Origin of the sequence: Azospirillum oleiclasticum, assembly GCF_013423485.1 — a bacterium.
GTDB classification, from domain to species: Bacteria; Pseudomonadota; Alphaproteobacteria; order Azospirillales; family Azospirillaceae; genus Azospirillum; species Azospirillum oleiclasticum.
The window spans coordinates 16,051-28,023 of sequence record NZ_JABFFR010000061.1; the positions used below are offsets into that span (position 1 = coordinate 16,051).

Here is an 11,973-nt window from a genome sequence, read left to right on the forward strand (position 1 = left end):
GGCATGACGGACGGTCGCGATGCGGCACCGGGTGGAACGACGGGATCGCCGGCGGCGCGGTTCCTGCGGGTCGCCCGGCTGTGCCGCATCCGCGACGTCGAGCAGCTCCTGTCGGTCAGCGAGCTGGTCCGCGACATGGGCGAGCTGATCCACGCCCTGCAGAAGGAGCGTGGGGCATCCTCCATCTATCTCGGGTCCAACGGCCTGCGCTTCGTCGCGGATCTGGCACGGCGGACGGAGGACAGCCGGCGGCTGGAGCTGGTCCTGCGCGCCCGGCTGGAGCGGGTGGACGAACGGATCGACCGGATGAGCTCCGGCGCCCAGTTCTACACCCGCGTGGCGCTCGCCCTGCACGCGCTGGACGGCATGGCCGCGCTGCGCGAGCAGGTGGCGTCGCTCTCCCTCGTGCCCCAGGATTCGGTCAAGGCCTTTACCGACGTGATCGGCCATCTGCTGAACGTGGTGTTCGAGGCGGCCGACACCGCCGCCGATCCCGCCATCTCCCGCGCCCTGGTCGCGCTGTTCAACTTCGTCCAGGGCAAGGAGTATGCGGGGCAGGAGCGGGCGACGGCCGGGGCCGGCTTCACCCGCGGCCATTTCGACACGGCCGAGCACCGGCGGCTGGCGGATTTGATGGTGGTGCAGAACCGCGCCTTCCAGATCTTCCGCGAGTTCGCGGCCCCGGCCCAGGCCACGGTCTTCGACATGGCGATGGCGGGGCCGGTGGGCGGCGAGGTCGAGCGGATGCGCGCGGTGGCGCTCAGCGGCGGGCGCAACGGCGACTTCGACGGCATCACCGGCGAGGCGTGGTACGAGCACACCACCCGCCGCATCGACGCCATGAAGACCGTCGAGGACCGGCTGGCCGAGGATCTGCGCCTTCTCTGCACCGCCACCCTGGCCCAGGCCCGCGCCGACCTGGACAATTTGGCCGGGGAGGTCGACGGGACGCCGGATGCGGTGGTGCCGGTGGCGATGATGCTGCTGAACCCCGATCCCGCCGAAACCGCCATCGGCAGCGAGGCCGGCGGTGGCGTCTACGCGCTCGACGGGCTGCGCCCGAAGCTGATGCGGTCCCTGCTGGACGTGGTCCAGGCCCAGTCCCGCCGCCTGCGGGACGTCAGCCTGGAGCTGGAGTCGGCGCGGACGGCGCTCAGCGAGCGCAAGGTGATCGACCGGGCCAAGGGCCTGCTGATGACCAGCCGGGGGGTGTCCGAGGAGGACGCCTACCGGCTGATGCGCAAGACCGCGATGAACCAGAACAAGCGGATCGTCGATGTCGCCGAGGCGATCCTGAGCATGTCGGACATCCTTCGCAGCCCCCCGCGCGCCAACGAAGGCGCGGCCACGGCGGGCTGAGACCGGAACCGACCAACCCGACAACCTCGATCACAAGGGCGCCCCGTCCGGGGTCCCCGCGCAGGCGGGACGCGGACGCGCGAGGCGCCAGGGAGCAGCCCTATGGATACCCTCACCCACCCTTCCCCGCCGGTCGCCCTGTCCGCCGACGGCCGCGAGCGTCTGGTCGTGGTCGGCAACGGCATGGCGGCGCTGCGCACATTGGAGGAACTCTTCGCCCGCGCGCCGGGCCGGCACGCCGTCACCGTCTTCGGCGCCGAGCCGCGGGTGAACTACAACCGCATCATGCTGTCGCCCCTGCTGGCCGGGGAGAAGCGCTTCGACGACATCGTGCTGAACGGCCACGACTGGTACGACGCCCACGGCGTCACGCTGCACGCCGGCGATCCCGTCGTCGCCATCGACCGGGCGGCGCGGGTGGTGGTGTCGCGCGCCGGGCGGCGCGTGCCCTACGACCGGCTGCTGCTGGCGACCGGCTCCGACCCGGTGATCATCCCGGTGCCGGGCAGCGCCCTGCCGGGCGTCGTCACCTTCCGCGACGTGGACGATGTCGACCGCATGCTGGCCGCCGCGGCGTCCGGCGGTTCGGCGGTGGTGATCGGCGGCGGTCTGCTGGGGCTGGAGGCGGCCAACGGGCTGATGCGCCAGGGCATGGACGTCACCGTCCTGCACCTGATGCCCACCCTGATGGAGCGCCAGCTCGACGAGAGCGCCGGGCACCTGCTCCAGGCCGAGCTGGAGCGCCGCGGGCTGACCGTGATCACCCGCGCCGACACCGCCGCGATCCTCGGCAGCGACCGGGTGGAGGGTGTGCGCCTCAAGGACGGGCGGGAGATCCCCTGCTCCCTGGTGGTCATGGCGGTGGGCATCCGGCCGGGCACGATGCTGGCGCGCGACGCCGGGCTGACGGTGGAGCGCGGGGTTGTCGTGGACGACCTGATGGCCACCTCCGACCCCGCCATCGTGGCGGTGGGCGAATGCGTGCAGCACCGCAACACCTGCTACGGGCTGGTAGCGCCGCTGTGGGAGATGGCGAAGGTCGCGGCCGACCGGCTGGCCGGTCGCGAGTGCGCGGGCTACACCGGCTCCGTCACCGCCACCAAGCTGAAGGTCACCGGCATCGACCTCTATTCCGCCGGCGACTTCGCACCCGCCAAGGACCGCCAGGACATCGTCTTCCGCGACGCCGCCCGCGGCGTCTACAAGCGCCTCGTCCTCAAGGACGACCGGCTGATCGGCGCGGTGCTCTACGGGGAGACCGGCGACGGCCCCTGGTACTTCCAGCTTCTCAAGGACGGCACGGATGTGTCGGGCCTGCGCGACACGCTGGCCTTCGGGCAGGCCTACGCGGCCATGGCGGAGGGGGGTGCCGGCGCAAACCCTAGGAATGCCGTTGCGTCCCTCTCCGACGAGGCGGAGATCTGCGGCTGCAACGGCGTGTGCAAGGGCACCATCGTCAAGGCGATCGGTGAGAAGGGGCTGACCAGTCTGGAGGAGGTGCGCACGCACACCAAGGCGTCGGCCTCCTGCGGGTCCTGCACCGGGCTGGTGGAGCAGCTCCTGAAGGCGACGCTGGGCGACGGGTACGAGGCCGCCACGGCCGCCAAGCCGATTTGCGGCTGCACCCACCACACCCACGACGACGTGCGCCGGCTGATCGCCGCCATGGGGCTGAAGAGCATCCCGGCGGTGCTCCAGGCGCTCGAATGGCGGACGGCGGACGGGTGCCACGTGTGCCGGCCGGCGCTGAACTACTACCTGCTGACCGCCTGGCCGGGGGAGTATGTCGATGACAGCCGCTCCCGCTTCGTCAACGAGCGGATGCACGCCAACATCCAGAAGGACGGCACCTATTCGGTGGTGCCGCGCATGTGGGGCGGGCTGACCAGCGCCAAGGAGCTGCGCGCCATCGCCGACGTGGTGGACAAGTTCGCCATCCCCACCGTGAAGGTGACCGGCGGCCAGCGCATCGACCTGCTGGGCGTGAAGAAGGATGATCTGCCGGCGGTGTGGGCGGATCTGAACGCCGCCGGCATGGTTTCCGGCCACGCCTACGCCAAGGGGCTGCGCACGGTGAAGACCTGCGTCGGCACCGAATGGTGCCGCTTCGGCACCCAGGATTCGACCGGTCTCGGCGTCAAGCTGGAGCGCATGACCTGGGGAAGCTGGACGCCGCACAAGGTCAAGCTCGGGGTGTCCGGCTGCCCGCGCAACTGCGCGGAGGCGACCATCAAGGATCTGGGCGTGATCTGCGTGGACAGCGGCTACGAGCTCCACGTCGGCGGCAACGGCGGCATCAAGGTGCGCGCCTGCGACCTGCTGGTGAAGGTGGCGACCGAGGGGGAGGTGCTGGAATACACCGGCGCGTATATGCAGCTCTACCGCGAGGAGGCGCGCTACCTGGAGCGTACCGCCCCCTGGCTGGAGCGGGTCGGTCTCGACCACATCAAGGCGCGGCTGGTGGACGACCCGGAGGGGCGCAAGGCGCTCAACGCCCGCTTCCTGTTCTCCCAGAGCTTCAGCCAGGACGACCCCTGGGCCGCCCGCGCCTCCGGCGGCGTCGACCGCCACGAGTTCGCCCCTCTGGCCGAGGTGGGGTAAGCGATGACAACGCGTATGCCACGTCGGCCCCCACCCTCCCCCCTGCCCGGTGGGGGAGTTCGGACGGTGAGCTTCCGTTTCGATCAATCCGCATTGCCGAGGGCCTGAGCCATGGACCAGATGATCACGTGGACCCCGGTGGGCCGGGTCGAGGACATTCCGGTGCAGGGTGCCCGCGTCGTGCGCACCGCACTCGGCGATCTGGCGGTGTTCCGCACGGTGACGGACGAAATCTTCGCGCTGGAGGATCGCTGCCCGCACAAGGGCGGGCCGCTGTCGCAGGGCATCGTGCATGGCGGCCGTGTTACCTGCCCGCTGCACAACTGGGTGATCGACCTCGCCACCGGCGAGGCGGTGGCCCCCGACCATGGCTGCGCCGGGCACATCCCGGTGCGTGTCCGCGACGGTGTCGTGGAGATCGCGTTCCGTCATGCCTGACGATCTGGCCTGGCGCCCCGACGACGGCTCGGGGCCTTGCGGGAGCGTCGCCCTGGTGGGCGCCGGTCCCGGTGATCCGGACCTGCTGACGGTCGCCGCGGTGAAGGCGCTGGCGGCGGCCGACGTGGTTCTCTACGACCACCTCGTCGGCCCCGGCGTGCTGGAGCTCGCGGCGGCGGGCGCCCGGCTCGTCTGCGTCGGCAAGCGCTCCGGCAAGCACAGCATCGCGCAGGAGGGGATCGGCGCGCTGATGGTGGCGCACGCGCTGGCCGGCCGCAACGTGGTCCGGCTGAAGGGCGGCGACCCCATGCTGTTCGGCCGCGCGGCGGAGGAGCTGGACGCGCTGGAGGCCGCCGGCATCCCGGTGCGAGTGATCCCCGGCATCACCGCGGCGCTGGGCTGCGCCGCCGCGGCCGGGATCCCGCTGACCCGCCGCGGCGTGGCGCGCAGCGTGCACTTCGTCACCGCCCATTGCCGGGAGGGCGAGGAGGACGCCATCGACTGGCACCGCCACGCCAACCCCCAGGCGACGCTGGCCATCTACATGGGCCGCGACCGCTTCGGCCGCATCGCCGCATCGCTGGTGGAGGGCGGGTTGCCGCCCGACACGCCGGTGCTGGTGATCGAGAACGGCACCCGCGCGGACGAGCGCCGCACCGCCGCGACGCTCGCCACCCTGGCCGAAGCCGCCGCCGGGGTGGGCGGCGGGCCGGCGCTGCTGCTGGTCGGCCGCGCCGTCGCACCGGGCGAACCGGAACCCGGCTACAGCCGGGAGCGGACCTCCGCGGCCACCCGCTCCGCCGTGATACCGAACTTGGCGTAGAGGTCGGGGACGGGGCCGGAGGCGCCGAAGCCGCTCATGCCGACGAAGCCGCCATCCTCGCCGATCCAGCGGTCCCAGCCCTGCCGCACCGCCGCCTCGACCGCCACCCGCACGGTGCCGCGGTCGATGACGGCGGCGCGGTAGGCCGCGTCCTGCGCCTCGAACAGCTCCCAGCAGGGCATGGAGACCACGACGGTCGGGATCCCCTCGGCCTGGAGCAGGGCGCGGGCGGCACGGGCGATGGCAACCTCCGACCCGGTCGCCAGGATGGTGGCGCGGCGGGGGCCGCCCTCGGCCTCCTCCAGCACATAGGCGCCGCGGGCCGAACGGTTCTCCGCCCCGCCGTCGCGCCGCGCCGGCTCCAGCGGCTGTCGGGAGAAGACCAGCGAGCAGGGGCCCGTGCGGTGGGTCAGCGCGATCTCCCAGCACTCCGCCGCCTCCACCGCGTCGGCCGGGCGCAGCGTCAGCATGTTGGGGATGGCGCGGAAGGCGGCCAGGAACTCCACCGGCTGGTGGGTCGGGCCGTTGGTGCCGATGCCGATGCTGTCGTGGCTGAAGACGAAGGTGACCGGCAGCCCCATCAGCGCCGCCATGCGGATCGCCGGCCGCTCGTAGTCGGAGAAGACGAGGTAGGTGATCCCCGTCGCCACCACGCCGCCGTGCGCCGCCATGCCGTTCAGCATGGACCCCATGGCGTGCTCGCGGATGCCGTAATGGACGTAGCGGCCGGAACGGTCCTCCGCGGTGAAGGAGGGCAGCCGGCGCTTGTGCAGCGTCGCCCCCTCCAGATCCGGGGCGCCGGAGAACATCTCGGGGATGGCCTCGGTCAGCAAATCCACGATGTCGCCGGAGATCTTGTAGCCGTGGTCGCTGTGCCCGGTCTCCGCCGCGCGGGCCTTGAAGGCGCGCAACGCCCCCTCCCAACCTTCCGGCAGGCGTCCCTCGCGGATGCGGTCGAAGGCACGGCGCGTGTCGGCGGGCAGCGCCTCCACCCGGCGCCGCCACGCCGCCTGCTCCACGGCACCCCGGCTGCCGGCCTCGCGCCAAGCGGCCAGGATGTCGGGCGGGATCTCGAAGGGGGCGTGCGGCCAGCCCAGGTGCCGGCGGGCGGCGTCGGTGTCCTCCCGGAACAGCCGGCCGCTGTGGGCGATGCGCAGCCCCTCCACCCGCGGGATGCCGCGACCGATGGCGGTGGTGCAGGCGATCATCGACGGGTGCGGGTCGCGCTTGGCCGCGGCGATGGCGGCCGACACCGCCTCGGCGTCGTGGCCGTCCACCTCCTGCACGTGCCAATGGCTGGCGCGGAAGCGGGCGACCATGTCGTCGGACAGGGCCAGCGCGATGTCGCCGTCGTCGGTGATGCGGTTGTCGTCCCACAGGAAGGTCAGCTTGCCGAGCCGCAGGTGCCCGGCCAGCGAGATGATCTCCTGCCCGACCCCTTCCTGAAGGCAGCCGTCGCCGACCAGCGCGTAGGTGTGGTGGTCCACGATGTCCGGGCCGAACCACTGGTTCAGGAAGGCCTCGGCCAGCGCCATGCCGGCGGCGTTGGCGATGCCCTGCCCCAGCAAGCCGGTGGTCACTTCGATGCCGGCGTCCTGGTCGATCTCCGGATGGCCGGCGCAGTGGGAGCCCAGCACCCGGAAGATCTTCAACTGGTCAAGGCTCATCCGATCGTAGCCGGCCAGATGCAGCAGCGAATAGATGAGCATCGAGCCGTGGCCGTTCGACTGCACGAAGCGGTCGCGGTCGAACCAGCGCGGGTCGGCGGCGTTGAATTTCAGGTGCCGGGCGAACAGCGCGGCGCTGATGTCCGCAGCCCCCAGCGGCGTTCCGGGATGCCCCTCCCCGGCCCGCTCGATGGCGTCCATGGACAGGAAGCGGATGGCGTTGGCCATGGCGGTCAGGTCGACGCCGGGCATGGTGGGTCCCTCCTTGGCGGGTGTCGGCTCAGGCGACGAGGTTGCGCGGGGTGCCGGCGGCGAAGCCCTCGATGCAGGCGGTCACCTGGTCGGCCACCGCCTGCCGCGCCTCGCGGCTGGCCCAGCCGACATGCGGGGTGAGGATGAAGTCCGGCCGCTCGGCCAGACGCATGAAGGGGTGGTCGGCCGGCGGCGGCTCCGGGATCACCGCGTCGATGGCAGCCCCGGCGATGCGCCCGCCCTCCAGCGCGCGGACGAGCGCCTCCTCCTCGATCAGCCCGCCGCGGGCGGTGTTGATGATCAGCGGCCGGCGCGTCATGCGCGCGAACTCCGCCTCCCCCAGCAGGTTGCGGGTGGCGGGGGTGAGCGGGCAGTGCAGGCTGATGACGTCGGCGCGCTCCAGCACCTCGTCGAAGGGCGTGTAGAGCGGCCCCATGTCGGTGCGGCCCTTGTGGGCGGCGTAGAGCACGGCCATACCGAAGGCGCGGCCGAGATCGCCGGTGGCGCGGCCCAGCGCCCCCTCGCCGATGATGCCCAGCGTGGACCCGTGCAGGTCGCGGATGGGGTGGCTGAGAAGCGTGAACTGGCCCGACCGCTGCCACTCCCCCGCCGCCACCGACGCGCGGTAGGCGAACAGCGACCGGCGCAGCGCCAGGATCAGGGCGAAGGCGTGTTCCGGCACCGTGTGCACGGCGTAGGCCTGGACGTTCGACACCGGGATGCCGCGGCGGCGGCAGGCGGCCAGATCGACGTTGTCGGTGCCGGTCGCCGCCACCGCCACGAAGCGCAGATCCGGCAGCCGCTCCAGCGCCGCCTCGCGCAGCGGCACCTTGTTGACGATCAGGATGCCGGCGCCCCGCGCCCGCTCCACCACCTGGTCCGCCGTGGTCAGGCCATAGGCGGTCCAGTCATGGTCGATGGCGGGGCGGCGCATGGCGACCTCGGGGCCGAGCGTGTCGTGGTCCAGGAAGACGATGCGATGGGTCATGGATCGGCATGGCTCCAGGCGGACCTCCGGCTTCGGGCGCCGCGGGGGCGCCCGGCAGGGTCGCGGAATGGGTGGGAAGGACGGGAGCCGCGGCGCGTCAGCGCTCCGGCGGCTCGGTTCCGTTCATCAGGTGGTAGCTGCGGATGAGCTGGCTGTCGTCGGCCGCCCCGTCACCGCGGCCGGAGGTGGCAAGGAAGAGCTGGTGGGCGACGGCGGCCAGCGGCAGCGCCGCCTTGGCGTCGCGCCCGGCCTCCAGCACGATGCCGAGATCCTTGACGAAGATGTCCACCGCGCTGGTCACCTCCGGATCGGCCTGAAGCATGCGCGGGCCTCGGTCCTTCAGCATCCAGCTCGACGCCGCCGAGCCGCCGAGGATCTCCAGCAGCACGGCGCGATCGACGCCGATCTTCTCGCCAAGGGCCAGCGCCTTCGCCGCCACGGCGATGTGGACGCCGCACAGGAGCTGGTTGACGGTCTTGACCGTGGCGCCCTGCCCATAGCGCTCGCCGACATGGAACACCTTGCTACCCATGGCGCGCAGCACCGGGGCGGCGGCCTCGAACGTGGCCCGCGGGGCGGCGGCCATGATCGACAGCGTTCCGGCGCGGGCGCCGACCACCCCGCCGGACACCGGCGCATCGACGAAGCGCCGCCCGGTGGCGACGACGCGAGCCGCCAGCGCCTCCACCGACGATGGCGGGCAGGTCGCCATCAGCACGACGATGGCGTCCGTGGGCAGCGCCTCCAGCGCGCCGCCGGCGAACAGCACCGCCTCCGCCTGGGCGGCGTTGACCACCATCAGCACCAGCGCGTCGGCCCCCGCGGCGGCCTCGGCGGCGGAGGCGGCACCGGTGGCCCCCAGCGCCGCCAGGGCGGCCACCGATTCGGCGCGCACGTCGTGGCCGCGCACCGCGAAGCCCGCCTTGAGCAGATTGCCCGCCATGGGAATGCCCATCGAACCGAGACCGATGAAGCCGATGTTCGTCACGTCGCGTCGTCCTTTTGGTTGTCCGGTCATGGGTCAGTACAGGATGAAGGCCGGCACGTAGGAGACCAGACCGAGCACCGTCAGCGCCACCAGATAGAAGGGCCACAGCTCGCGCACGATGGCGCCGATCGGCTCGCGCGAGATGGCGGCCGATATGAACAGGGTGGTGCCGATCGGCGGGGTGAACAGCCCGATGCTGAGGTTGACCGCCATCATGATCCCCAGCTGGATCGGATCCAGCCCGATCGCCCCGCCGACCGCGACGAAGGTCGGCCCGAGCAGCAGGATGGCGGCGGGAAGATCGAGGAACATGCCGACCACCAGCATGATCAGGTTCATCGCCAGGATGATCAGCCAGCGCTCCTGCAGCACCGTCTGCGCGTATTCGGCGACCGCGTTGGGGATCGCCTCGGTGATCAGCACATAGCCGACGAGGTTCGACGCGGCGATCACCAGCATCACCACGCCCGTGGTCACCACCGTGGCCATCAAAGCGCCGTAGATGCGCGGGACCGTCAGGTCGCGGTAGATCAGCGCGCTGACCACCAGGGCGTAGGCCACCGCCACGACGCTGACCTCGGTCGGGGTGGCGATGCCGAAGCGCAGCAGCACCAGGATGAAGGCCGGCATCAGCAGCGCCGGCAGGGCGGTGAGCGTCGCCTTCAGCAGCCCCGGCAGGCCGCCGTCCGAGCGCAGGAGCGGGAAGTGCCGGAGCCGGCCGCTGACGTAGCAGACCAGCATGAAGCCGGCCGCCAGCATCAGTCCGGGAACGATGCCCGCCAGGAAGAGCGAGGCGATCGATGCGTTCGACACGGCGGCGAACAGGATCAGCGGAATGGACGGCGGGATCAGGCCGGCGATCACCGAGGAGGAGGCGGTGGCGGCGGCGCCGAAGGCCGGCGGATAGCCCTCGCGCTTCTGCCAGGGGATCAGCATCGAGCCCAGCGCCGACGCCTCGGCCACCGCCGAGCCGGACACCCCGCCGAAGATGGTGGAGCCGACCACCGTCACCTGTGTCAGCCCGCCGGGATAGCGGCCCACCAGGGCGGCGGCGAAGGCGACCAGCTTGCGGCCCAGCGTGCCGCCCATCATCAGGGCGCCCGACAGGATGAAGAAGGGAATCGCCAGCAACGGAAAGCTCTGGGTGGGCTGGAACAGCTTCACCACGGCGATCACGGTCGGAACGGCGCCCATCGTCATCACCGCAGCGCCCGAACTGATCACCAGGGCGTAGCCGACCGGGAAGGCCAGTAGCAGAAGCACGCCGAAGACGGCGACCATCACCAGCGTCATATCTCTTCCTCCGTCACATGGGCGCGGACGGATCGGGGGTCGTCCGCCATCAGCAGGCGCGCGAAGGTGGTCAACGCGGTCAGGCCGACACCGATGAAGCCGACGATCAGCGACCCGTAGGCCCAGCTCGCCGGAACGCCCGTGACCGGGTAGATCTCCGATCCGGTGATCTCGATCACCGCAAGACCGATGTAGGCGAGGTAGAAGAAGGTGGCGGCGACCACGATCTGCATGCCCAGCAGAAGGAGGCGGGCCGCGGCGGTTCCCAGGGAGTCCAGCACCAGCGTGACCGCGATGTGGGCCCCGCCCTGGGCGGCCAGCACGATGCCGCCCATCACCAGCCAGGGGAAGAGGATGTTCGGCAGCTCCGACGGCCAGCCGAGCCCCTGGGTGGTCAGATAGCGCACCACCACCTCCGCCCCAAGCGCCAGGAACAGCGCCACCAGCGAGCCGATCGCGACGACCCTGGCGGCCACCGTTATGGCCGTGTCGACCAGGGTGACGAGGGAGGCGGGAAGCCCCGCCCCCCCCATCGCGCTGTCGCCCCGGATCGTCATCACTTCTTGGCCGCGGCCGCGGCCTCCTTCTGGATCAGGGTGACCAGTTCGGGGAACTGGGCCTGCCACTTGTCGTAGACGGCCTTGGTCTTGGCGACGAAGGGTGCGGGATCGACCTCGTTGAACTTGATGCCGGCCGCTTCCATCTTGCCGCGCAGTTCGGAGTCCGACTTCTGCGACATCTCGCGGTTCAGCTTGCCCGCCTCGGCCGCGGCGTCGAGCACCGCCTGCTGGTCGGCCTTGGACAGGCCGTCGAAGACGACCTTGCTGGCGAGCACCGGCGTCGATTCATACTTGTGGCCGGTCAGCGAGATGTACTTCTGCACCTCGTGGATCTTCGACGAGTAGATGTTCATCAACGGGTTCTCCTGCCCGTCCATGACACCCTGCTGAAGCGCGATGTAGAGCTCGGAGAAGGCGAGCGGCGTCGGGTTGGCACCCAGCGCCTTGAAGATGTCGACCGTCATCGGGTCGGGCGGCGTGCGGATCTTCACACCCGCCAGATCCTCCGGCTTGGTGATCGGCCGGACGTTGTTGGTGGTGTGGCGGATGCCGTTGTCCCACATGGCGAGCAGGACCAGCCCCTTCTCCTTGGCGTTGTTGCCGAGCTGCGTGCCGACCGGCCCGTCCACCACCGTCCAGGCCTGCGGCAGCTCCTGGAACAGGAAGGGCAGCCCGAGCACCGCGAACTGCGGCACCACTCCGGAGGTCGAGCCCTGCGAGTTGGCGCTGAAGGCCAGCGTGCCGAGCCGCATGTTGGTCAGCGCCTCGACGTCGTCGCCGAACTGGGCGCTGCCGCCGACCACGACCTTGAGCCGGCCGTTGGTCTTCTGCGCGACCAGCTCGGCGAACTTCAACGACGCCTCGGCCTTGGGGTTGCCGGGGGCGGCGTTGTGGGCCAGACGCAGGGTCTGCTGCGCCCAGGCGGGGGCGGCCATCAGCGTCGCGCTCATGACCACGGTTGCCAGCAGTGTCTTCATCGCTTCCTCCGGTTTTTGGTGTCGATT

10 protein-coding genes are annotated in these 11,973 nt (G+C 71.2%); 4 read left to right on the top strand and 6 right to left on the bottom strand.

Annotation, left to right across the window (positions count from 1 at the left end):
- The first annotated feature begins 3 nt into the window (after window positions 1-3).
- From HL658_RS34480 to cobA, 4 genes are all read left to right on the top strand, one after another.
- Window positions 4-1,359, top strand: a complete 1,356-nt coding sequence (locus tag HL658_RS34480; protein WP_180282942.1) for a nitrate regulatory protein — start codon at window positions 4-6, stop codon at window positions 1,357-1,359.
- Between the two features lie 102 nt (window positions 1,360-1,461).
- Entirely contained in the window at window positions 1,462-3,960 is a 2,499-nt protein-coding gene (gene nirB, locus HL658_RS34485; RefSeq protein WP_180282943.1) for a nitrite reductase large subunit NirB, read from the top strand.
- Between the two features lie 111 nt (window positions 3,961-4,071).
- On the top strand, window positions 4,072-4,398 hold the full coding sequence (gene nirD, locus HL658_RS34490) for a nitrite reductase small subunit NirD (protein WP_180282944.1): 327 nt from the start codon (window positions 4,072-4,074) through the stop codon (window positions 4,396-4,398).
- Complete coding sequence (gene cobA / locus HL658_RS34495; RefSeq protein ID WP_180282945.1) at window positions 4,391-5,221, top strand: uroporphyrinogen-III C-methyltransferase; 831 nt, start codon at window positions 4,391-4,393, stop codon at window positions 5,219-5,221. The genes nirD and cobA overlap by 8 nt, the downstream gene beginning before the upstream one ends.
- Here cobA and HL658_RS34500 read toward each other — a convergent pair.
- From HL658_RS34500 to HL658_RS34525, 6 genes are all read right to left on the bottom strand, one after another.
- The gene (locus HL658_RS34500) at window positions 5,161-7,140 is read right to left on the bottom strand and encodes a transketolase family protein (protein WP_180282946.1); all 1,980 of its coding nucleotides are present in this window, start codon (window positions 7,138-7,140) and stop codon (window positions 5,161-5,163) included. The genes cobA and HL658_RS34500 overlap by 61 nt on opposite strands.
- Before the next feature lie 28 nt (window positions 7,141-7,168).
- The gene (locus HL658_RS34505) at window positions 7,169-8,128 is read right to left on the bottom strand and encodes a D-2-hydroxyacid dehydrogenase (protein ID WP_180282947.1); all 960 of its coding nucleotides are present in this window, start codon (window positions 8,126-8,128) and stop codon (window positions 7,169-7,171) included.
- A gap of 97 nt (window positions 8,129-8,225) precedes the next feature.
- Window positions 8,226-9,116 (bottom strand): NAD(P)-binding domain-containing protein, encoded by an 891-nt coding sequence (locus tag HL658_RS34510; protein WP_180282948.1) that lies wholly within the window; start codon window positions 9,114-9,116, stop codon window positions 8,226-8,228.
- Window positions 9,117-9,149: 33 nt separating this feature from the next.
- Window positions 9,150-10,409, bottom strand: coding sequence for a TRAP transporter large permease (locus HL658_RS34515; RefSeq protein ID WP_180282949.1), 1,260 nt, complete (start codon window positions 10,407-10,409; stop codon window positions 9,150-9,152).
- The gene (locus HL658_RS34520) at window positions 10,406-10,966 is read right to left on the bottom strand and encodes a TRAP transporter small permease (RefSeq protein WP_211109929.1); all 561 of its coding nucleotides are present in this window, start codon (window positions 10,964-10,966) and stop codon (window positions 10,406-10,408) included. Before HL658_RS34520 ends, HL658_RS34515 begins: the two co-directional genes overlap by 4 nt.
- Window positions 10,966-11,946: a TRAP transporter substrate-binding protein gene (locus tag HL658_RS34525; protein WP_180282950.1), complete on the bottom strand. Its 981-nt coding sequence runs from the start codon at window positions 11,944-11,946 to the stop codon at window positions 10,966-10,968. The genes HL658_RS34520 and HL658_RS34525 overlap by 1 nt, the downstream gene beginning before the upstream one ends.
- Between the last annotated feature and the right edge of the window lie 27 nt (window positions 11,947-11,973).